This is a genomic window from Mucilaginibacter calamicampi, assembly GCF_042676765.1.
Classification (GTDB): Bacteria; Bacteroidota; Bacteroidia; order Sphingobacteriales; family Sphingobacteriaceae; genus Mucilaginibacter; species Mucilaginibacter calamicampi.
Genome location: NZ_JBHTHU010000021.1, coordinates 1 through 21,200, shown reverse-complemented (window position 1 = coordinate 21,200; position 21,200 = coordinate 1). Strand labels below are relative to the sequence as shown.

Annotated in this window: 19 protein-coding genes; 12 read left to right on the top strand and 7 right to left on the bottom strand. The window is 44.0% G+C overall.

The genetic code is table 11. The features are described 5' to 3' along the window. Window positions 1-52: 52 nt before the first annotated feature. From ACFQZS_RS15805 to ACFQZS_RS15790, 4 genes are all read left to right on the top strand, one after another. Entirely contained in the window at window positions 53-997 is a 945-nt protein-coding gene (locus tag ACFQZS_RS15805) for a Smr/MutS family protein (RefSeq protein ID WP_377101900.1), read from the top strand. Window positions 998-1,181: 184 nt separating this feature from the next. Beyond that, on the top strand, window positions 1,182-1,505 hold the full coding sequence (locus ACFQZS_RS15800; protein WP_377101899.1) for an ArsR/SmtB family transcription factor: 324 nt from the start codon (window positions 1,182-1,184) through the stop codon (window positions 1,503-1,505). Further along, window positions 1,498-1,989: an SRPBCC family protein gene (locus tag ACFQZS_RS15795; protein ID WP_377101898.1), complete on the top strand. Its 492-nt coding sequence runs from the start codon at window positions 1,498-1,500 to the stop codon at window positions 1,987-1,989. The genes ACFQZS_RS15800 and ACFQZS_RS15795 overlap by 8 nt, the downstream gene beginning before the upstream one ends. A gap of 28 nt (window positions 1,990-2,017) precedes the next feature. Next, on the top strand, window positions 2,018-2,446 hold the full coding sequence (locus ACFQZS_RS15790) for a VOC family protein (protein WP_377101897.1): 429 nt from the start codon (window positions 2,018-2,020) through the stop codon (window positions 2,444-2,446). Window positions 2,447-2,706: 260 nt separating this feature from the next. Here the strand turns inward: ACFQZS_RS15790 and ACFQZS_RS15785 are convergent, their stop codons facing one another. After that, complete coding sequence (locus ACFQZS_RS15785) at window positions 2,707-4,305, bottom strand: glycoside hydrolase family 28 protein (protein ID WP_377101896.1); 1,599 nt, start codon at window positions 4,303-4,305, stop codon at window positions 2,707-2,709. A gap of 203 nt (window positions 4,306-4,508) precedes the next feature. On the opposite strand from ACFQZS_RS15785, the gene ACFQZS_RS15780 reads away from it, so the two are divergent. Together ACFQZS_RS15780 and ACFQZS_RS15775 are read left to right on the top strand one after the other, a co-directional pair. Next, window positions 4,509-5,012: a protease gene (locus tag ACFQZS_RS15780; protein WP_377101895.1), complete on the top strand. Its 504-nt coding sequence runs from the start codon at window positions 4,509-4,511 to the stop codon at window positions 5,010-5,012. A 27-nt stretch (window positions 5,013-5,039) separates the two neighbouring features. Further along, entirely contained in the window at window positions 5,040-5,522 is a 483-nt protein-coding gene (locus tag ACFQZS_RS15775; protein WP_377101894.1) for a YdeI/OmpD-associated family protein, read from the top strand. An 87-nt stretch (window positions 5,523-5,609) separates the two neighbouring features. On the opposite strand, the gene ACFQZS_RS15770 is transcribed toward ACFQZS_RS15775, so the two are convergent. After that, a complete protein-coding gene (locus tag ACFQZS_RS15770) occupies window positions 5,610-8,081 on the bottom strand; it encodes a glycoside hydrolase family 95 protein (protein ID WP_377101893.1) in 2,472 nt (823 codons plus the stop codon). Window positions 8,082-8,229: 148 nt separating this feature from the next. Continuing rightward, a complete protein-coding gene (locus ACFQZS_RS15765) occupies window positions 8,230-8,568 on the bottom strand; it encodes a zinc ribbon domain-containing protein YjdM (RefSeq protein ID WP_377101892.1) in 339 nt (112 codons plus the stop codon). Window positions 8,569-8,767: 199 nt separating this feature from the next. Between ACFQZS_RS15765 and ACFQZS_RS15760 the strand changes: the two genes are divergently transcribed. From ACFQZS_RS15760 to ACFQZS_RS15745, 4 genes are all read left to right on the top strand, one after another. Then, window positions 8,768-9,739 carry a polyprenyl synthetase family protein gene (locus ACFQZS_RS15760; RefSeq protein ID WP_377101891.1) on the top strand — a complete coding sequence of 324 codons (972 nt, stop codon included), beginning with the start codon at window positions 8,768-8,770 and terminating at the stop codon, window positions 9,737-9,739. After that, window positions 9,739-10,797, top strand: coding sequence for a TerC/Alx family metal homeostasis membrane protein (locus ACFQZS_RS15755; RefSeq protein ID WP_377101890.1), 1,059 nt, complete (start codon window positions 9,739-9,741; stop codon window positions 10,795-10,797). Before ACFQZS_RS15760 ends, ACFQZS_RS15755 begins: the two co-directional genes overlap by 1 nt. 49 nt (window positions 10,798-10,846) lie before the next feature. Then, complete coding sequence (cdaA, locus tag ACFQZS_RS15750) at window positions 10,847-11,638, top strand: diadenylate cyclase CdaA (protein ID WP_377101889.1); 792 nt, start codon at window positions 10,847-10,849, stop codon at window positions 11,636-11,638. 432 nt (window positions 11,639-12,070) lie between these two features. Next, the gene (locus tag ACFQZS_RS15745) at window positions 12,071-12,940 is read left to right on the top strand and encodes a sterol desaturase family protein (protein WP_377101888.1); all 870 of its coding nucleotides are present in this window, start codon (window positions 12,071-12,073) and stop codon (window positions 12,938-12,940) included. 7 nt (window positions 12,941-12,947) lie between these two features. Here ACFQZS_RS15745 and ACFQZS_RS15740 read toward each other — a convergent pair whose 3' ends face one another. The 3 genes from ACFQZS_RS15740 to ACFQZS_RS15730 form a co-directional block, all read right to left on the bottom strand. Further along, on the bottom strand, window positions 12,948-13,346 hold the full coding sequence (locus tag ACFQZS_RS15740) for a hypothetical protein (RefSeq protein WP_377101887.1): 399 nt from the start codon (window positions 13,344-13,346) through the stop codon (window positions 12,948-12,950). 189 nt (window positions 13,347-13,535) lie between these two features. Continuing rightward, window positions 13,536-14,798, bottom strand: coding sequence for a glucose-1-phosphate adenylyltransferase (locus ACFQZS_RS15735; RefSeq protein WP_377101886.1), 1,263 nt, complete (start codon window positions 14,796-14,798; stop codon window positions 13,536-13,538). A 12-nt stretch (window positions 14,799-14,810) separates the two neighbouring features. Further along, window positions 14,811-16,241: a glycogen synthase gene (locus ACFQZS_RS15730; RefSeq protein ID WP_377101885.1), complete on the bottom strand. Its 1,431-nt coding sequence runs from the start codon at window positions 16,239-16,241 to the stop codon at window positions 14,811-14,813. A 271-nt stretch (window positions 16,242-16,512) separates the two neighbouring features. Here ACFQZS_RS15730 and ACFQZS_RS15725 point away from each other — a divergent pair, with 271 nt between their 5' ends. Next, a complete protein-coding gene (locus ACFQZS_RS15725) occupies window positions 16,513-18,741 on the top strand; it encodes a S41 family peptidase (protein WP_377101884.1) in 2,229 nt (742 codons plus the stop codon). A gap of 287 nt (window positions 18,742-19,028) precedes the next feature. Here ACFQZS_RS15725 and ACFQZS_RS15720 read toward each other — a convergent pair whose 3' ends face one another. Next, on the bottom strand, window positions 19,029-19,178 hold the full coding sequence (locus ACFQZS_RS15720; RefSeq protein ID WP_377101883.1) for a hypothetical protein: 150 nt from the start codon (window positions 19,176-19,178) through the stop codon (window positions 19,029-19,031). A gap of 419 nt (window positions 19,179-19,597) precedes the next feature. Here ACFQZS_RS15720 and ACFQZS_RS15715 point away from each other — a divergent pair, with 419 nt between their 5' ends. Continuing rightward, complete coding sequence (locus ACFQZS_RS15715; RefSeq protein ID WP_377101882.1) at window positions 19,598-20,707, top strand: alpha/beta hydrolase-fold protein; 1,110 nt, start codon at window positions 19,598-19,600, stop codon at window positions 20,705-20,707. The last annotated feature ends 493 nt before the right edge of the window (window positions 20,708-21,200 follow it).

Genomic DNA, 21,200 nt, shown 5'->3' with positions numbered 1-21,200 from the left:
TAATTTTAGCACCCTTAATTACAATTATTATACTTTAGCCCAAAACAACACCATGAAATATAAATTAGGAGATTTTGTACGCTTTGTTGACGAGAAACTGGAGGGTTTTATAACCCGGATTATAGACGAGCAAATGATTGGCGTAACCGTAGAGGATGATTTTGAAATACCTGTGCCTGCTGCTAAGGTTACACTGGTACATGGTTACAAAGCGCCGGGTACAGAAATCATTAACCCGGGTGATAAATCGCCAATACTGGCGGCTGAATTTAAAACCAAGGGCGTTTACCTGGGCGTTGTTCCTGATGCGAAGGCCAATTCGGTAGTTCATTTTCACCTCATCAATGATACCTCTTTTCAGTTATTAGCAACGCTGGCTACCGAAAAACAGGGCTTTAAAGGCGAATATGCGGGCATTATAGGCCCAAACAGTTCGGCAAAGGTTTACTCGGCGCAACTGGCCGATCTGCAGATCTGGCCAAAGGTGGTGATCAATATTTTGTATTATACCGGTCAGAATGTTGAAGCGCCTGCACCATTAACATTTACAGAGAAATTTAAAGCCAAAGATTTTTCAGGAAGTAAGAAAAATCTGCCGATAATCAATCAACAAGGATGGCAGCTGCGTTTGGACGAACCGGAGTTAGTTATTGATGCAGAAAAGTTAAAAGAAAGCTTTTTCCAATCAGCCGAAGAAAAGATCACGCTAACAAAACCCGCCCGCGAGATTGACCTGCACGTAGAAAAACTGCGGGATGATCACCAGCTTTTTAACAGCACCGAGATACTCAAGATCCAACTGGCCCATTTTAACAAATCATTAGATGCAGCCATTGTACACCAACTGCCCGATGTTATTTTTATTCACGGCGCTGGCAACGGCACTTTACGGCACGAGTTGCAGAAAATATTAAGCAAGCACCCCAAAGTGCAAACCTTTATGGATGCCCAGAAAGAAAAATTTGGTTATGGCGCTACGAGGGTTGTGCTGAAATAGTTACTGGATTTCTCCCATTATGGTAATAGCCTGTTAAAGCGATGTTTTAGCAGGCTATTTCTTTTTGAAATATCTACTATTTGCGTTTCCCGCCAATAGATAAAAAAACTCAAAATAAATTTGCGCAACTCAAAAGTTGCATATATATTTGCAACTCGCAGGTTGCGTATTTTAATTGAGTAAAATGAAACAAGATATATTTCAAGCCATAGCCGACCCTACACGCCGGGCCATTTTAACCTTAATAGCTATACAGGCATTAACGCCAAATGCAATGGCAGAAAAATTTGATATGACGCGCCAGGCCGTATCAAAACATATTAAAGTATTGCACGAATGCGAATTGATCAAACCTGAGCATAGCGGCAGGGAGATCTATTATCACTTTAACGCGAAAAAAATGCAGGAGTTTGACCACTGGTTAGCCCAATTCAGGCAAGGCTGGGAAACTCAATTTAACCAGCTTGACCAATTATTAACGACAATTAAAGAACAGAATAATGAGTAACGATTTGCTATTTGATTTTAACGTTGACAAAACCGCGAAGACGGTTTATATAACCCGGGAGTTTAATGCCAGCCAATCTTTAGTATGGGATGCCTTTACCAAAGCCGAGCTATTGGACCAATGGGGAGCACCCGCGCCCATGCGCGCCAAAACAAAGTACATGAACTTTGAGGTAGGCGGACGTAGATTTTACGCGATGATAAGCCCCGACGGGCAGGAGCGTTGGTCTGTGCAGGAGTTTACATCCATTACGCCGAAAACCAATTTTAAAATGTACAACGCGTTTGCTGATAAAGACGAAAACCGGGAGCTGCCGGGTTCTGAATGGGATTATAATTTCACCGAGCAAAATGGTATAACCAAAGTGCACATTGTTATTTATAATGAATCGTTTGAGCGGTTGGAGAAATTACTGGAAGGTTTCAAAATTGGCTTCACCATAACTTTAAAAAACCTGGAAGATCTGCTAAGCACTTTATCATAGAAATTATAAAAAACTTAAAAATAAAACCATGAGAACAATTAATCCCTGGATCAACTTTAACGGCAATGCCGAAGAAGCATTCACTTTTTACAGATCAGTTTTTGGCGGCGAGTTTACCAGGATAGTGCGGTTTAAAGACCTGGCAAGTGATGATTTTAAAGTACCCGAAAACGAAGCCGATAAAATAATGACCATTGCCTTACCACTTGGTAAACACAATGTGTTAATGGCTAATGATGTGCCTGAGTTTATGGGCCGGGTAAGCGAAAATGAAAACAGGTCTAAAATAGTTGTTAGCGCCGAAAGCCAGGAAGAAGCCGACCAAATATTTAACGGATTATCTGCAGGAGGAGAAGTTGAAGGCCCTATAGGCGATAGCCCCTGGGGAACTTATGCCGGAATGTTTAGAGACAAGTACGGCATTGAATGGATAGTTGAATTTGACGCGAGTTTATAACGGCTAAATTTTACTGAAGAAAAACCCGTTCCGGAGTTCACACCTACAATGTCTTAATTAAGGAGGTTGTCATTTTGAGCGATAGCGAGAAATCTATACACAGTTGAGCCACAGGACAGGCTTGTGGATGGATCTCTCACTGCGTTCGAGATGACATTTTCTTTTTATACTTTGATTTAATGGCCTGGCTTTAAACCCAAGTCTATTCAATAACGTTTATTAGATAACCGACAAGTATGTTTAGGCATGTGTGGCCTTTGTTAATCAACACTAACAGCACCATCAGGCACGGTAGCTGATACCTTTACTTTACCGGCTGATCTTTTTAGTCCGGTAACAGTTATGCCACTGCTTTTTGCACCATCAACAGTTAATAAGGGGTGCGAAGACGGGATAACATTAGGGTTAAGCCACAATATATTTTTACTGTTTACGAGGTTAATAACAGCGTTGCTAATTTGGGTTTGTTCAATATTCAGCAAACTTATTTGCGCGTCTTTTACATCATCCATAATAATCTGAGGCCGGGCATCAACATTCAGGGTTTGCAGGGTGATGTTTTGCAATACGATACCTTTAGCATGGCGCACGTACAAACCGCTTGAAGGCAGCGTAACGCCAAACATACGGGCTTCGGGGTAGGCGGTTTCATTTTCCGGGAGTGGGGCCTCTGCTTCGGCAGCTGTGCCCTTGCCGGGTGTAGTGATCCTGATATTTTTTAAGATCACATTCTCTACATCAAAACCCGGGAAGCCGGTTATGCTGGAGGTAATTTTACTATGGCTAACCGCGGTAACGTTGCTGATGGTAACGTTACGCAAATGACCCGGATTGAACGAGGCAGGATCCTTGCTTTTTGTGGCACCCCGGTTACCCAGTTTAATAAAAATTGGCGTTTGCACATCCTCCATAAAAACATTGTCGATTGTAATATTATCGGTTTTACCGCCATCAACATTTTCAATAGAGATCCCGGCTATAGCCGTTATAGGCTGGTCAACAAACTGAACTTTCTGTTGCCAGTGTCTGAACAGGTCCTGCGATGCTTTATGGATAGTTATGTTACTGATATTTACATTTCTGAACCCGCTGTGCGAGCTGGTGCCAAACTTTATAGCGCCACAATTAGAAGCGATGATGCAGTTACGAATAGTAACGTTTTCGCAAGGAACCGTATCGTCATCGCTTTTAAGGCAAATACCATCATCGTCCGAGTCAATAACACAATCTTCTATCAGCACGTTTTTACTGTCAATATCAATACCGTCATTATTCAGGTTGGCGTGGTTATATATGTGTATACCTTTAATGTGCAGGTTCTCGCAACGAAAGTAGGTTTGCATCCAATGCGGCGAATTGCGCAGACGGATATTCAATATCTCTATGTCCTTACAGTTTACCATGGTGATGATATTGGGCCGGATACCGGTATAGCCGGGCGCGGTATCATCGCCTAATTGAAAGGCCGGGGCAGCGCCATTGCCGTTAATGGTTCCACGCCCGGTTATGGCGATGTGATGAACATCAAGCGCTACTATTAATGCCCAGGTAGCTTTTTTGCCGTCGGCCGATTGGGGCTGAGGGTAATCTTTATTGTTCGCACTGCCTTTTATTTCGGCGCCCTCTGCCAGGTACAGCTCCACATCGTTTTTAAGCACAATGGTGCCCGACATAAACACACCTGCCGGCACAATAACCCGCCCGCCATGCTCGGCACTGCATTTATTAACAGCCGCTTGTATGGCTTTGGTGCTGATGGTTTTACCATCTGCCTTAGCGCCGTACGCAAGTATGTTATGATCTGCCGGAAAAGCTGAAAATGAAATACAGAGCAGCAGGAGGATAGAAAGCGATTTCATTAATGGTTTTAGTTTGTTTATAAGCATGTATGGTTTACAGGCTTTGTAAATATTGCGATAAAAATTTGATTTCGCTATTAACGCCCGGATAATTGGGGTTGAACGCAAACGCCCAACAGATGGCTGTTTGGGCCGGGTGTTTGTACAGCGTTAAAACTTTAACCACATTTGCTTGTCTATACCCGTAAATAACATACCCGTTTATGAAAAAAATATTTTATCTGCCGATTGCTCTTCTAATATTTGAAATTACATCATGCAGTACACAAAACAACAAGGTTGATGACACACAGGTAACCACCGGGGATACTACCACCGAAAAAAACATGTACGCCGCAATGTCCATTAATGATACCATCCGCACCGGCGACTCAGTACTTTTAAAGTTTACCGTATACAACCCAACCGATAGCGCTAAAAAATTCCTGAAATGGCAAACACCTTTTGAACCTTTGTTAAGCAAATACCTGGATATAAAGGATGAGCAGGGTCAGGAAGTTGAGTATAAAGGTGCCATGGCCAAAAGAATGATGCCGCCCCCTGCCGATGCTTACATTACCCTTAATGCAAAAGACAGCCTGACGGCTAAGGTTGATATATTAAAAGGCTATGCGTTAAGCAAGCCCGGCAAATACACCATTGAATATACCAGCGAAAGCATTAGCAGCCTAAAAGCAAATAAAACGGTTGCATTCATTTATAAGTAATGCCGCTCAAGCTGTATATTGCAGTTTATGGCAACGTTTAAAGCCCGCTTAGATATCATAGGGATAAACCCTTTCGTCTTTGTTCCGCAAGACATTCTGCTGGCTTTGTTTACCGAGGCCGGAAAAGATATGGGGCATATCCCGGTATGCGGACTAGTAAATGGAAAACCATTTGAGCAGACGCTGTTGCGTTATGAGGGTGAATGGCGCTTATACATCAACACTACTATGTTATCGCATTCCCCAAAAAGGATAGGCGAGATTTTAGAGGTATCCATTGATATTGATAAACGCGACCGGACGCTCTACCCTCATCCTGATCTGACGGAAGCGCTGAGCCGGAACAAGGAAGCTGAAGCGGTATTTAATAGCCTCCCACCCTCCCGCAGAAAAGAGATCATACGTTACATTGCTTCACTAAAGACAAGCGAAAGCCGGGCAAAGAACATACAACTGGCAATTGGCTTCCTGCTCGGAAAGAACAGGTTTATGGCGCGGGATAAGCCTTAATATATTACACGCATCAATAGCCGTATAACAAAGAAGCCTGCATTTAAAAAATGCAGGCTTCTTTGTTATAATTATTCTGATAAGCAATTATTGCGCTACCACCGTATAGGTTTTACCTGCAGTTGTCGGCAGATCATAAACGATTGTTTCTTTCAGCGTTAATGGGGTTAAAGTTGCTTTTTCTGATATGATAGCTGTAGGCGTGTCTTCAACCTGGAAAAACGCGTTGGTATTTTTGCCTGTCGCTTTCTTTAAAGGTGCTCCGGCGGCCACTTTAATGGCGTTAGGCGCGCGTAATCTTAAGTTACCGCCTAAGGTAGATTTGATAACCGCTTTTGCCAGTTTTCCATCTTTCCATTCCACACTAACAATCTGGAAACCGCCCATAGCACGCAGGCCGCTTACGCTGCCGCTTTGCCAAACATCCGGAAGTGCAGGAAGTAAATGAACTTCGCCATTTTCGCTTTGCATCAACATTTCTGTAATACCTGATGTACAGCCAAAGTTGCCGTCTATCTGGAACGGTGGGTGAGCATCAAAAAGATTGTTATAGGTACCACCGCTTCCGCGCCCGCCAGAACCAACAGGTGTAAGCTGATTTTGGATTAACTTATAAGCGTGGTTACCATCAAGCATACGTGCCCACCAGTTCACTTTCCAGCCCATGCTCCAGCCTGTTGATACGTCGCCGCGATGGGTTAACGTAGTTTTAGCTGCGCTGGCCAGTTGTGGCGTGCGTAAAGGCGAGATCTGATTAGACGGGAACAAGCCATATAAGTGCGAAATGTGGCGGTGGGTGTCTTTCGGATCATCCACATCATCCAACCACTCCTGTAACTGGCCGTATTGGCCAATATGCATAGGCGGAAGGCGTTTTCTTATCGCCTTTAAAGTGTCAATAAACTTGGCATCCTTTTTCAAAACCTCAGCAGCTTTTATAGTAGAGCTTAGTAACTCAAAAACTATCTGGTTGGTCATGGTTACACCGGCATCAACAGCAGAGTTCTGGTGTTGCTTTGATGGATTCTCGGGCGACTCATCAGGCGCAACTACCAGCCAATGATATACCGGATGCTCAACCAAATAATCAACATAAAAAGTTGCCGCGCCTTTCATTACCGGGTAGATAGAAGCCAGATAGGCTTTATCACCACTGTATAAATAATGCTCCCAAAGGTGCTGACTGGTCCAGCCGCCTGTTCCGTTCCATAAGCCATAGGTAGCGCCGTCAATTGCGCCAGTAGCCCGCCAAATGTCTGTGTTATGATGAGCAACCCAACCACGTACACCATACATATCTTTAGCGGTTTGCTGGCCGGCTATAGACATGTCTTTTACCATATCTATAAACGGTAAATGCATTTCGGGCAGGTTAGCTTTCTCCGCGGGCCAGTAATTCATTTCCGCGTTAATATTAACAGTGTACTTGCTATCCCATGAGGCATTGATCTTATCATTCCAGATACCTTGCAGGTTAGCTGCTTGTCCACCCGGTTGAGAAGATGAGATCAATAAATAACGCCCAAACTGGTAATAAAGCGCTGCGAAAGACTGATCATTGGTTGTGTTAAAGTTTTTCAACCTTTCATCTGTAGGCAGGGCCGCGGTAGCTGCATCAGCAGTTCCTAAATTAAGTTTTACCCTGTTAAAATATTTTTGATAAGCTGCTATGTGAGCAGGCAACATAGCTGCAAAAGACTTCGCGTAAGCTTTGTCCAGATAGTCGGCGGCTCTTTTATTCTGATCGCCGCTAACATCATGGTAATTATTAAAGTTAGTAGCAATAGAAATGTAGATGGTTACTGCGTTAGCGTTTTTTACCGCAAGTGAAGTATCTGTAGCAGCCAGATTGCCGCCCTCCAGTTTCATCCGCACAATACCTTTATAGTTCACCATGCCTTTTACCGTTTCATGGTCAGAGGTAACTCCAAAAATAGTCAGCTCTTTAGCAGCGGTTGTTTTAATGGTCGCCCTTTTCTGAACGGTGGTAAAACCGGCGTTAAAAGACAGCTTGCCCGGCTTACTTGCTGTTAAGCGCATTACCACCACGCGGTCCGGGAATGATGCAAACGCTTCACGGGTATAGGTTACATCATCAACGGTATATGATGTTTTTGTTACCGCCTTTTCCAGGTCAAGCTCCCTGTAATAGTTGGAAGCTTTATCATGCCCGTCAAAAGTTAGCTGAAGGCTTCCTACCGGCTCAAATTTTTGTCCGTGCGACTTTTTGGTGATAATGGCTTTTCCTGCTAATTTCTCCGCGTCTTTTCTTTTTCCCTCAAATATTAACTTCCGTATCAGCGCCAATGAATCTAAAGCCATTGGGTTGTCATTACGGTTGGGGCCGCCGCTCCAAACGGTATGCTCATTAAGCTGGATGGTTTCTTTTTCGGGGTTGCCATATATCATGGCTCCCTGCCTGCCATTTCCAATAGGCATGGCGTTTTCCCAGACTTTACCGGCCGGGGTTTTGTACCACAGTTTCATGCCGGGCTTTGTTTGCGCAAAGCCCGTTATTGATATAAATAATAGCGAGAGTAAGAGTAGATTTTTTCTCATTTCATTACTGGTTTTTGAATAAAATTGGTTGACCAAATTAATTATTTTTTAAGCATATAGCCCGAAAAAATATTAAGCAGTATATTCCAATCATTATACAAAATATACCAGCCTGAAAACAGAAGATACCGGGAGCCGAACCGGCGCATCAAGCCTTTTTCACAAATTCAGATTTTAATGCCATAGCGCCGAAGCCATCTATCCTGCAATCTATATTATGGTCGCCTTCAACCAGGCGGATGTTTTTTACTTTGGTTCCTGCCTTTATACTTTGTGATGATCCTTTTACCGGAAGGGTTTTAATAGTAACAACACTATCCCCGTCTGTAAGCACGTTGCCGTTAACATCTTTAACAACTAAACCACCGGGCGCGTCAACATCAACAACAACGGCCCACTCATGCCCACATTCGGGGCATGCAAGCATATTATTCATTTCATAAGCGTAAGCCGAATTACATACAGGGCACGGAGGAAGTTGACTCATAATACTCTTTTTTGGAGTGCGCTAAGTTAAACAAAGCGATAAAATATAATGGATTTAAATCCGGCCCGGGTGGCTGTATAATTAGCCGGAACTATGCCCTGTTTAAAAACATGTGTCAATAAACAGAAATAGCGTTTTTTACCTTATGTTTGTTCCCGGCATAACAGCCATATAGCATATAAGATACTACCTATTAACCATGCTGAGCATCAACGACATAAAAAAACCTATTGCCGCTGATATTGACGTTTTTGAAGAACGGTTCAAGGCCTCTATGCAAAGCTCGGTACCGCTGTTAGACCGCATTACCCACTACATAGTAAAACGCAAAGGCAAACAGATACGGCCCATGTTCGTGTTTTTTTCGGCCGGTATTTGCGGCAATATATCTGATGCAACCCACCGCGGGGCCGCCCTGGTTGAGCTGCTGCATACGGCATCGCTGGTGCATGATGATGTGGTGGATAACTCCTATCAGCGCCGTGGCTTTTTCTCTATCAACGCATTATGGAAAAATAAAATAGCCGTTTTGGTTGGCGATTTCCTGCTGTCAAAAGGCCTGCTGCTATCGGTTGAGCATAATGATTTTGCTTTGCTCAAGATCGTATCGGAAGCGGTGCGCCAAATGAGCGAGGGCGAGTTGCTGCAGATAGAAAAAGTGCGCCGTATGGACATAGGCGAAGAGGTATACTATGAAGTTATTCGGCAAAAAACAGCCTCGTTAATTGCTTCGTGCTGCGCGTGCGGGGCATCGTCCGCAGGTGCCGATGCCGGGACGGTTGAAAAGATGCGACTGTTTGGCGAAAAGGTAGGCATCGCTTTCCAGATCAAAGACGATATGTTTGATTTTGGCACAGATGATGTGGGTAAACCCGTTGGAATTGATATTAAAGAGAAAAAGGTTACCCTGCCACTTATCTATGCTTTAAATAACTGCGATAGCGCAGAGAAAAAAAAGATGATCAACCTGGTAAAAAACCATAATGATGATCCGGAAAAGATAGCGGCGATTGTGGCATTTGTAAACCAGCGCGGCGGGCTGCAATATGCCGAAAGCCAGATGAAAAAATACCAGGACGAAGCTTTTTCTATATTACATACATTTCCGGATAACGACTCCAGGCGGGGCCTTGAGCAACTGGTGCGATTCACTACTGAACGGAAAAAATAATGCCTACAGAACTTCTTTTTATTGCCGGCTTTATAATCTTCATCGGCGTAATGATGGCTATTGACCTTGGCTTGTTTGGCAAGGCCAATAAACCGGTAAGTTTAAAGCAGGCCGGCATTATGAGCGGGGTTTGGGTAACACTTGCACTGGCTTTTTATCTGCTTATTTTAAACTTTGGCCATTTACTGCATGATGTTGATACCCTGGCCAGGCTACGGGAAGTCAATGAAAAGCATTTCCATCGCCTCGCCATTGATAATCATAACCTTATTACCAGCCTGCAAGCTTACCGTAAAACACTCGGACTGGAGTTTCTTACGGGTTATGTGGTAGAATACGCCTTATCGGTAGACAATATTTTTGTAATGGTGCTTATTTTCACCGCCTTTGGTGTGGCGCCAAAAAACTACCATACCGTTTTATTATGGGGCATTATTGGCGCTATTGTGATGCGTTTTCTGTTTATCTTTTTGGGTGCAGCGCTCATTGAACGCTTCCATTGGATATTATATGTGTTCGGGGCGTTTTTGGTTTACACCGGCATCAGCATGTTTGTTAACCGCAATAAGGAGGAAAAGATTGACCCCGAGCATCATCCGGTGGTTAAATTTGCATCAAGGTTTCTATCCATCCACCCCCATTTTGAGGGCAATAAGTTTTTTGTAAAAATAGATGGCAGGAAAATGATCACACCCCTGTTCCTGGTGCTGCTCATCATTGAAACCACCGACCTTATTTTTGCCGTTGATTCTATCCCGGCGATATTCTCCATAACAAAAGATCCTTACATCGTTTTCTTCTCTAACATCTTTGCCATATTGGGCTTACGTTCCATGTTCTTTTTGCTGGTAAACATCATCGAGAAGTTCCATTATCTAAAGGTAGGCCTGGCGGCGCTGCTGGCTTTTATCGGCTTAAAAATGCTGGCCTCGCACTATGCCGAGCAGATAGGCCTAACCACATTTAATTCCTTACTTATTATTTTAGGCATTCTTACCATAAGTGTAGTGGCATCGCTGGTATTTCCCAAAAAACAAACCGGCGTAAAGCAAAGCTAAAATACCGCCGGCTCAAAACGTTTTAAGTTTAAAACACTAACTTAGTAAAATGCAGTTACGCGATCTTTCTTCGTTTATGCCATCGTTTATTGACGTGGTTGATGTGTTGCTGGTAGCATTTATTATCTATCACATTTATAACCTGATAAGGGGCACAATAGCCGCCAACATATTAGTGGGCCTGCTTATTTTATATGCTTTAAGCTTTGTGGTTGATAAGCTGCACATGCAGCTGTTATCGCGCATATTGGGGTATTTTACCAGCGGCGGCATTGTAATAATTGTTGTTGTTTTTCAGCAGGAGATCCGGAGGTTTTTGCTGCTGGCGGGTAAAAATGCATCGTTGCAACGCAATAAAGCCTGGTGGCAGTACTTTTTTGGCAAAGCCGAAGCCGAAAAAAACAATTATGCCCGCATTAAGCCTATTATTGATGCCTGCAAAAGCTTTAAACAGACCCGCACCGGCGCGCTTATCGTTTTCGCCAAATATTACGACGAACAGTTTTACCAAAACAGCTGCGAGCTGATGGAGGCCAAAATATCAAAGCGATTGCTGGAAAGCATCTTTCAAAAAAACAGTCCGCTGCATGATGGCGCGGTGGTAATTGCTGATAATAAAATAAAATCTGCCAGTTGTATTTTGCCGCTTACAGATAAGCAGGATCTGCCTGCGCAATTTGGTCTGCGCCACCGTGCAGGTATAGGCGTTACCGAGGCTAATGAAGCTACAGCCATCATTGTATCCGAAGAAACCGGCGAAATATCCTACGCTAAACAGGGCCGCGTAAAAATGAACATCAGCTTTGTCGAGTTGGAAAAGCTGCTTAATAAGGATTTTTAGTTTAAAGGCATAGAAATATGGATTGCCATCAAAACTCCTTCCTTGGGGAAGGGTGCGGAAGGCTGTGAAATGGCGGGAAGGGGTTTAACAAAGCTGCTAAGTCCCACCTTACCCCCAATATCGTTATTTAAGGAATTTGTAGAAGAATAAATGCGTTATAGACGCAAAAGGCCGGTAGAAATAAGCGGCCACACAATGCTGCATGCTTGAGTTGCGTACCTACGGCACGCTTCTCTACTTCTGTTTTTTCTACCGACCTTTAATTCCTAGCGCAGTTTCTTACCTTAACGACATTGATACCCGCCCCGGGGGGGGGAGGGAATCGCACCATCCACCAGGTGGAAACAACTAAATTTAAACCTATCGCCATAATTACAATAGTTAAGCGTTAATTAAATGCAGGTATAGTTTTTGTACCTTTGCAGCCTTTACATGGAGCTATTTAACTCAATATACAAATGGTGGCTTGCGCTGGCACCGCCAATTTTGCTTACCCTGCATTTTATGCTGATAGCCGGCGGGCTGTTCATGGTGTTTTATGTATGGAAAAAAGCGCAATACCTTTACCTTAAGATCCAGCAACGCTTTCCATCAAGAAAAGACATATCGCGCGAAATAAAATATTCCATCTCTACCTCCATCATTTTTAGTGTAGTAATAGTATTGGTGATGTGGGCAAGCGCTGAAGATCTGACCCTTATATACCGTCCTATTGATAAGTACGGCTACGGATATTTTGTGTTCAGCGTGTTTTTGATGATACTGATACACGACGCCTATTTTTACTGGACGCATAGGCTGCTGCATTGGAAACCCCTGTTTAAGCGGGTGCATGTAGTGCACCATATGTCGTTAAACCCCACGCCTTTCTCGGCCTATGCATTCCACCCGGTTGAGGCTCTGGTTGAGGTGGGCATAGTGCCGGTTATTGTTTTTATTGTGCCTTATCATTACATGGCGCTCACCATATTTTCAGGGTACGCTTTGGTGATGAATATAATGGGCCACATGGGTTACGAGTTTTTCCCGAAAAGCTTTGCTAAAAATAAAGCCGCCAACTGGCACAATAGCGCCACGCACCATAACATGCACCACAAGCATGTTAAATATAACTTCGGTCTATATTTTAATTTATGGGATCGCTGGATGAAAACCAATCACCCTAAATACGAAGAAGTATTTGAGCAGGTAGTTAACCAGCGCGAGGCCGTAAAAAACAACCCAAATGTTAACGGAACAGATACAGAAAAACCGCCTGTACAGGTTAGCGCCGAAGTTAAAATGATGAACGAGCAGGTTTGATAATGCGTTATGGCTTTTTAGTATCTGCCGGTGGTAACGGTGGAGTATCAGGGTATTTTTTAAACTCATAAAATACCGGTGCCTTTCCATCGAAAAATGGTAATACCTCAGGATTAGTACCCGGCTTTTTCATAGTATAAATTTGTGGCTGTTGCATTCCGGCTACAGGCATATTATATGCAGTTTCATCGGTTTGCATCACAGGCATGTTTGATCTTCCCGGCATATTAGCAATTGGCATATTGTCAATATTGCGGTTGCCAATAACGTTGATCTTTGTAACAGGCTTTGCACCCAAACTATCTGTTCTGAAAAGCTGTTGTTTAAGTAACGGCCCCGGGGCCAGCTGTGCTTTTGCAACAAATGCGCAACCTAATACTACCAATGTGATGACGATCTTTTTCATAATTATGAATGGTTGATCTAAATTAAAATGCTTTTTACGAACAAGCAAGTAATTTAACATTTTTAACAAATGGTTTCGGATCGAACCGTACTTAAAAGGATGTCATGGTGAGCCTGTCGAACCATAGCGCGGAAGGCCTTTACGCACGTCCTTCGACAAGCTCAGGATGACACCTACCCTTTTATGTATCTATATCACCGTTCCGTGCGGAATAACGGCGCGTTTTTTAACAACTACAATTCCATCTTGAACAGTATACGTACCGTAATCGCCATTTTTAAGGGGTTCGCCGCAGTTAATGCATACATCGTTGCCTATATAGGTGTTCTTATCAATAATGGCGTTCTTAATTTTGCACCTGTCGCCAATGCCCATAATCGGCTCGTTGTTGGCTATTGCCTCGTCTATCTGGTCAAGCGTTTGATAGTTATCGCTACCCATCACATAACAGTTCTCAATATCCGTTTCATAGCCAATACGCGTACGTATACCAATTACCGAACGTTTAATATGGCTGGCATTTACTATGCAGCCATCGGCAATTATAACTTTCTCCATATGCGTGCCTGATATCTTTGATGGCGGCAGCATGCGTGCGCGGGTAAATATGTAGTTCTTATCAAACAGGTTAAACTGCGGCAAATCATCAGTAAGCCCCAGGTTGGCATCAAAAAACGACGGGATGGTACCAATATCTGTCCAATAACCTTCGTACTGATAGCTAAGCACCTTATTTTTATGGATAGCCGCCGGGATGATCTCCTTACCAAAATCAGGATGCTCATTACTTTGCAAAGTATCAAACAACAACTTACGGTTAAACAGGTAGATACCCATTGATGCCAGGTAGTTGCGGCCCTGCTCTTTCATCTCCTCGCTTACATCAGATGCCAGCTTTTCAAAATTACTTTTGGGCTTCTCAACAAACTCGGTTATAAAGCTGTTATCATCGGTTTTAAGTATACCAAAGCCGGGCACATCATTGGCATGTACAGGGATGGTTGCGATAGAAATTTCTGCATGCGACTCGACGTGCTTTGCAATCATATCCTCAAAATCCATCTGGTATAGCTGGTCGCCCGAAAGGATCAGCACATAATCAAACTCATGCACAGCCAAATGGTGCAGGCTTTGCCTCACCGCGTCAGCAGTGCCCTGGTACCAGCCACCGCTCATAGGGGTTTGCTCTGCTGCCAGAATATCAACAAAAGCCTCGCTGAAACTGCTAAAGTGGTACGTGTTTTTTATATGCTTGTTAAGCGATGCCGAGTTAAACTGCGTTAATACATAAATACGCGTTATGCCCGAGTGAAGACAGTTTGATATGGGAATATCAACCAACCGGTACTTACCGGCAATAGGTACGGCAGGTTTTGAGCGCGATGCCGTTAGCGGCGAAAGCCGACTGCCCTGCCCCCCGCCTAACACGATGCAAATTACGTTTGATGTCATATATATACAGTTTTATAAAGTTGTTGTTGTGATTAAGCTTTTATACAGATCAATATATTGCTTTGCAGATACATCCCACGAAAAATCAAGCTCCATCATGCGTTTACGTAATTGCTGTAATTGTTTGTTGTTTTTATATAATACCAATGCCCGGCTTATGGCGTATTCAATATCCGCCACGCTGGTTTGATCGTACCGTATACCGTAGCCGCCCTTATCGCCAAAATCAATAACGGTATCCTTCAAGCCACCGGTACTGCGTACCATGGGCATTGTGCCGTAGCGCAAAGCATAAAGCTGGTTTAGTCCGCAAGGCTCCACGCGCGATGGCATCAGCAAGAAGTCTGATCCGGCATACACCAGGTGCGCCAGTTCCTCATTATATCCTATAAATACGTTACAATCATCCGGGAATTGCTCCTTTAACTCCTGCAAGGCATGTTCGGTTTCAGCCTCGCCTGCACCTAATAATACAAAGTTTACCTGGCCGCTAAGCGTTTTCAAACTATCGGCAATGGCTTGCGCCAGTACATCAGCACCTTTTTCATAAACCAAACGGCCAATAAACGATATCAGAGGCCGGTCAGGCTCCAGGTTAAAACGATCGCAAATAGCCTGTTTATTGGCCTCTTTGCCTGTAGCTGCCGTAGCGGTATTGTAGTTGCCTTTCAGCATGGTGTCGGTAGCAGGGTCCCAAACCTCGGTATCAATTCCATTTACTATGCCTATACCCCGCGCCTTTTCCATTTTAAAAAGTTGCTCCAGGCCGTTTGAGCTTACCTCCAGTTCCAGCAGGTAACTTGGCGATACAGTAGTATATTTTGCGCAACAGCGCACAGCCGAAGCCAGCGGATTAATGCCGCCGCTCCAATCCAGCAGGCCGGCTTTTGTCAGGTCTATCTCGGGCAGGTAGCTTACCTTGTCCCAACCGAAAGCGCCGTGATACTGCCCGTTATGGATAGTGAACACCGTAGGCGTTTTGGCCAAACGCTTATACAGCGATGAATATTTTAACAGAAAAGGCACCAGACCCGAATGATGATCATGACAATGGATAATATCAGGCGATTGCCCGGTGTAGCTTATCCAGTCTAAAAAAGACAGCTGGTAGGCAATAAACTGCTCGTTCTCGTCCGGATAACAATAAACTTCCTCGCGGTCTATCAATCCCGGTATCTTAATTAAAAACAGCTCAAAACCCAATACGTTGTTACGCTCTTTCCAAACCTCAAAATACAATCTGCGTGTGCCCAGCAGGGTAGCGCTTTGAAAAACCAGATCGAACAGGTTTTCCTGCACAAATTTGCGGTTGTAAAAAGGCAGCACAACAGCGGCGTCTAAACCGGCCCTTACCTGGTATTTGGGCAACGCGCCCACCACATCGGCAAGGCCGCCAACTTTGGCAACAGGATAGCATTCGGCACTTAAATGGTATATTCTCATTGGGTATAGTAACAGCGATTAAGGTACTAAACATTTATGCAATAGAACAAGCGTATATTTTAAAAAATGTGTTCTAAAAAATTGCGATTTTGAAACAAAGGGTACATTTTTTTGATGAACACGTAGAAATACCGTTTTAACGGTGGGTGTTATTGGTGATTTGGCAATTGGCGTGGAGGTAAGATACGTGACCCAGCCACGTTAAAAGATGTTAAAAAAAATTGCCGGTTTTTTTTTGCGGTATCTTAGCCGCGTTCGCACCAATAATATTATGAAACCTATACATTCACTCCTCACAGTTATATTTTTATCTCTGTTTATTAATTATGCCCAGGCACAGGTTGACATTAACGGCGACCTGGAAAAGATAGATAATTCGCGAAAGCTTCCGGTAGGATGGACGCACCCATCCGCTGTGGTTATACCGGCCGGTTATAGTGTTACCCTTGACAGCGTGGAAAAGCAACATGGCAAATATGCTGTTATGATAAGCCAAACAGGAAATGAGGCAAGCTATGCCAGCCTGGGCTTTAACATTGCAAAACGGTTTGAAGGCAGTAACATAGAACTGCGCGGCTACCTAAAAACAGAAAATGCAGAAAGCGCGGGCTTTTGGCTTGCCGCCGGAAAAGATTATTCGGTTAGCATGCAAGGGCCTAACGGAATTAAGGGTACTACCGCCTGGAAAGAGTATCGTATAAAAATACCCTATCAGGAAAAACTGGTTACTTATGTAAGAGCTGGCGCAATATTAGCCGGAAAAGGTAAAATGTGGTTTGATAACGTTAGGTTATTTATAGATGGCAAACCAATTGAGCAAGCAGATACCTCAAAAATTCCGTTAGCTAAGCCCCTGGCAGATACGGCGTTTAACAGTAGTTCGGGCATAAACAGTGTAAATATCACCCCACAAACAACCAAAAACCTGGCTGTTTTAGCACAAGTATGGGGCTTTGTTAAATATCATCACCCAGAGGTTGCCGACGGTAATGCCAATATGGATGCCGAACTATTCAGGGTGATGCCGGCAGTAATTAGTGCAAAAGACGCGTCAACTTTGAGCAATTTGTTAGAGCAATGGTTTGATAAATTTGGAGCCGTGGCGGCGTGTAGCAACTGTAAACCCTACCATTTTAAGGATGCCAAGCTATGCCCTGATTACGGGAATATTTTTGACGATGGCGTACTTACTCCCGCCTTTAGGGCCAAGCTTACCAATATTTTAAATACTAAGATCACCAAAAGTTATTATGTAAGATTAACTCCTAACGTTGGCAATCCAATTTTTGAGCATGAAAAGACCTATCCCGACAAAGCTTACCCCGACGCAGGCTATCGCCTGCTAAGCTTGTACCGGTATTGGAATATGATACAATACTTTTTTCCAAACCGTCATCTCATAGGCGATTGGGACAAAGTTTTGCCCGAGTTTATTCCGAAATTTATAGCAAACACCGATGCGGAAAGCTATGCGCTAACCGTGATAGAACTTATTAGCCGTATACATGATACCCACGGATTTTTACCCAGCAATAAAATAATTGATAATTACGTTGGCGCTTATGCACCTCCTTTTAAAGCCAGCTTTATTGAAAACCAACTGGTAATAACCGGCTACCATAAAGACTCTACTGTTGTAAAAAATCAGGTTAAAAAGGGCGATATTATCAAAGCTATAAACGGCGTGCCGGTTGAAGATCTGATCAAAAAATATTCGCCTTTGACATCTGCCTCTAACCAGGCAGCGCTAATGCGCGACATGCCTTTAGACTATTTGCTACGTAGCCAAAAGCCTGTTTTTAAGTTTGACATATTAAGCAGCAATGAACTGCACAAGGTTAGTATTGACGCTGTTAAATACAATTACGTTGACTTTGCAGCAATTAATACGCCTGCCCCCAACTCGCCGGGCTATTACTTGCTGAACAAAGATATAGGCTATGTTTATCCTGCGCGGTACAGTAATAAAACCCTGCCCGCCATTAAAAAACTGTTTGCCAATACCAAAGGCATTATAGTGGATATGCGGTGTTACCCGGCGGATGAGATGTCTTTCAGCTTTACCGAGTACATAAAGCAAGGCAAAGCGTCTTTTGTAAAATTTACCCGCCCAAGCCTTGAAAAGCCCGGCTACTTTGCCTTTGACCAATCGCTTGGCATAAGGCCCCCTGCTAACGCTTATAAAGGTAAAGTAGTAGTTATTGTTAATGAGACCAGCCAAAGCAATGCCGAGTATACCACCATGGCTTTTCAAAGCTCAACCAATGTAACCGTTATAGGCAGTACCACCGCCGGTGCCGACGGAAACGTATCATACATAACACTGCCCGGCGACTTGAGGACTGCCATATCAGGCATCGGTATTTTGTATCCTGACGGCACCGAAAGCCAGCGCGTTGGTGTTAAAATTGACAAGCCGCTTAAACCAACCATTGCAGGCGTTAAAGCAGGTAAGGATGAGTTGTTGGAGGAGGCGGTTAAAATAATTGAGGCGAACTAAACCGTTAGGCTCATGCACACGCTATGGCCGATCTACAGATGTCGTCTTTGCGAGCGGGAGCGAAGCAATCTCTACACGACAGGTGGGTGATTGAAAGAAGCACTAAAACAACAACATATCAGCATTACTTCCGTTGCGTGAGGCATTTCACGCTTGGCTTTCTCCGCCATGGCCGCGGAGGCCTTCGTTCTTTTTCTTGACAAAAAGAACCAAAAGTCAAGTCAGTAGAGAGGCTTCTTTGCGCACATGGCCTTTACCCCCGCAAAACGAAATGCGCCACGGCTACGTTACGTTGCGGCGTCATAGCCTGCCGCTTCGTCAACCTGCAACCGCAACGTTCCTGATGCCTTTGCCTGCGCACAGCCCCTCATGCGCATTTCGTTTTCGCCCGAAGCTGATCTGCTGACGGATTTCGTTTTGTTAACAAGTGCCGCCAATCAAAAGAAGCGCAAAGGCCTGCCAAGGTGCGCGGCCGGGAGTCTGGCATGGTGTGGTGGGAGCGATCAGCTTGGCTTGATCTTTTGGTTACTTTTGGATCAAGCCAAAAGTAACAGCCTCCGCGGCAATTGAGCGGGGAAAGCCTAGCGCGTAAAGGCCTTACCAAGCGACATTGTTAGTCAACACATCGCCATATTTGTTTGTGGTAGTAGTTAATGGCATTAGGTTGTTGTAAACCAAACCCAGCCGCAATATTCAATAACAAAATAATTAGTAAACATATAATTAAGTGTCTTTAAAACATTTATATATTTACCATAAGATGATGCATTTATCTTAACCAAAGGCAGTTCATAATTTCGCCTGTCACCCATAATTTATCCTGCAAAACCAATTAAAAACCTAAATAAATTAAAAAATGAAAGTAAAATTTTTAGCTGTTGTTTTAATGGCCATCCTAATCAGTGGCATTAGCAACGCTCAGGCTATTAAAGAAGATTTTAAGCCATCCACCTACAACCAACCATTATCGCAATATCCGCAGGTTAACTCGCAGGGGTATGCCAGGTTTCGCATTTTTGCGCCAAAGGCTGATAGCATGCGCGTAACATTGGGGCTGGGTGGACAAGGCGGAACAGTATTGAAAAAAGGTGCCGATGGCTATTTTACAGGCACAACAGCCGGCCCTATGGATGAGGGATTTCACTATTATCACCTGATAACCGATGGCGGCGTATTTAATGATCCGGGTACTTTAAATTTTTATGGTTCTGTTAGATGGGAAAGCGGCATTGAAATACCCGCCCACGACCAGGATTTTTACGCACTTAAAAACGTGCCGCATGGCAAAGTGCAACAGGTTCTTTTCCCGTCGCCAAGCACAGGCGAACCACGTCGCGCGTTTGTTTACACCCCTCCCGGTTATGATAAAAGTGCCGTTAAATACCCTGTTCTGTACCTGCAACATGGCTGGGGCGAGGATGAGACCGCCTGGAGCAACCAGGGCCATGCCAACCTAATTATGGATAACATGATAGCGGCAAAAAAAGTAAAGCCATTTATAATTGTGATGACCTACGGCATGACAAACAGATCTGTACGCGTTAATGGGGTCAGGCAGTTTGCAGTTGATACATTTAAAACCGTTTTACTAAAGGAGTTGGTTCCGTATGTTGATGCTAACTTCCGTACCATAGCCACCAGAAATGGTCGTGCAATGGCGGGCCTGTCAATGGGTGGTCGCGAAACAAAAGAAATAACATTAGCCAACCCCGAAGTATTTGCTTACTGGGGATTATTAAGCGGTGGCGAATATGCCCCTGCCGACCTGAAAGGCAAAATGAAACCTAAGTTTTTATTTATTAGCGCAGGCAGTAAAGAAGACAGATCAAAAACAATTCCAAAAGCCGAAACCGACTTAAAGGCCGCCGGATATAATGTTGCCACCTACATTTCAAACGCAACAGCGCACGAGTTTCAAACATGGCGCCGCAGTTTGCTGGTGATGGCTCCGCTTTTGTTTAAATAACGTGAGTTTGGGTAAACCCTTGTTGTCATTTCGATAGAGCAGGGGAGGTTATGCGGTGGAGCGAAAGAGAATGACGTTTTTATTATTGAGGATGATTTTTTCCTGATAAATGGGGCGCAAGCCCCATTTTGCTTTTAACCCTTTTCAAATCCACAACTATCGTCTTTGCGAGCGGGAGCGAAGCAATCTCTACACGATAGGTGGGTGATTGACTGAAGCACTAAACGACATTAAAGGCCCGCAGCCTTAGCCCTTCAAAACATAATGCAGCTTAGAACTCCTTCCTTGGGGAAGGGTGCGGCGGGGTAGTGCGATGGCGGGAAGGGGTTAACGTTGTGTTCAGGCCCTTCCACAGTCTTGCCCCGCTATGGCCGCGGAGGCCTTTGTTCTTTTTCTTGATAAAAAGAACCAAAAATCAAGTCAGCAGAGAGGCTTCTTTGCCGCACGGAGCCTTTGCGCTGCAAAACGAAATGCGCCGCGGCTACGTTACGTT

Bases quoted from the DNA above. Each gene is read 5' to 3' on its own strand.
- ACFQZS_RS15745 (WP_377101888.1), top strand. From the start codon at position 12,071: ATGGAGCTATTTAACTCAATATACAAATGGTGGCTTGCGCTGGCACCG.
- ACFQZS_RS15735 (WP_377101886.1), bottom strand. From the start codon at position 14,798: ATGACATCAAACGTAATTTGCATCGTGTTAGGCGGGGGGCAGGGCAGT.
- ACFQZS_RS15765 (WP_377101892.1), bottom strand. From the start codon at position 8,568: ATGAGTCAACTTCCTCCGTGCCCTGTATGTAATTCGGCTTACGCTTAT.
- ACFQZS_RS15740 (WP_377101887.1), bottom strand. From the start codon at position 13,346: ATGAAAAAGATCGTCATCACATTGGTAGTATTAGGTTGCGCATTTGTT.
- ACFQZS_RS15805 (WP_377101900.1), top strand. From the start codon at position 53: ATGAAATATAAATTAGGAGATTTTGTACGCTTTGTTGACGAGAAACTG.
- ACFQZS_RS15755 (WP_377101890.1), top strand. From the start codon at position 9,739: ATGCCTACAGAACTTCTTTTTATTGCCGGCTTTATAATCTTCATCGGC.
- ACFQZS_RS15715 (WP_377101882.1), top strand. From the start codon at position 19,598: ATGAAAGTAAAATTTTTAGCTGTTGTTTTAATGGCCATCCTAATCAGT.
- ACFQZS_RS15785 (WP_377101896.1), bottom strand. From the start codon at position 4,305: ATGAAATCGCTTTCTATCCTCCTGCTGCTCTGTATTTCATTTTCAGCT.
- ACFQZS_RS15775 (WP_377101894.1), top strand. From the start codon at position 5,040: ATGGCAACGTTTAAAGCCCGCTTAGATATCATAGGGATAAACCCTTTC.
- ACFQZS_RS15780 (WP_377101895.1), top strand. From the start codon at position 4,509: ATGAAAAAAATATTTTATCTGCCGATTGCTCTTCTAATATTTGAAATT.
- ACFQZS_RS15795 (WP_377101898.1), top strand. From the start codon at position 1,498: ATGAGTAACGATTTGCTATTTGATTTTAACGTTGACAAAACCGCGAAG.
- ACFQZS_RS15790 (WP_377101897.1), top strand. From the start codon at position 2,018: ATGAGAACAATTAATCCCTGGATCAACTTTAACGGCAATGCCGAAGAA.
- cdaA (WP_377101889.1), top strand. From the start codon at position 10,847: ATGCAGTTACGCGATCTTTCTTCGTTTATGCCATCGTTTATTGACGTG.
- ACFQZS_RS15800 (WP_377101899.1), top strand. From the start codon at position 1,182: ATGAAACAAGATATATTTCAAGCCATAGCCGACCCTACACGCCGGGCC.
- ACFQZS_RS15770 (WP_377101893.1), bottom strand. From the start codon at position 8,081: ATGAGAAAAAATCTACTCTTACTCTCGCTATTATTTATATCAATAACG.
- ACFQZS_RS15730 (WP_377101885.1), bottom strand. From the start codon at position 16,241: ATGAGAATATACCATTTAAGTGCCGAATGCTATCCTGTTGCCAAAGTT.
- ACFQZS_RS15760 (WP_377101891.1), top strand. From the start codon at position 8,768: ATGCTGAGCATCAACGACATAAAAAAACCTATTGCCGCTGATATTGAC.
- ACFQZS_RS15725 (WP_377101884.1), top strand. From the start codon at position 16,513: ATGAAACCTATACATTCACTCCTCACAGTTATATTTTTATCTCTGTTT.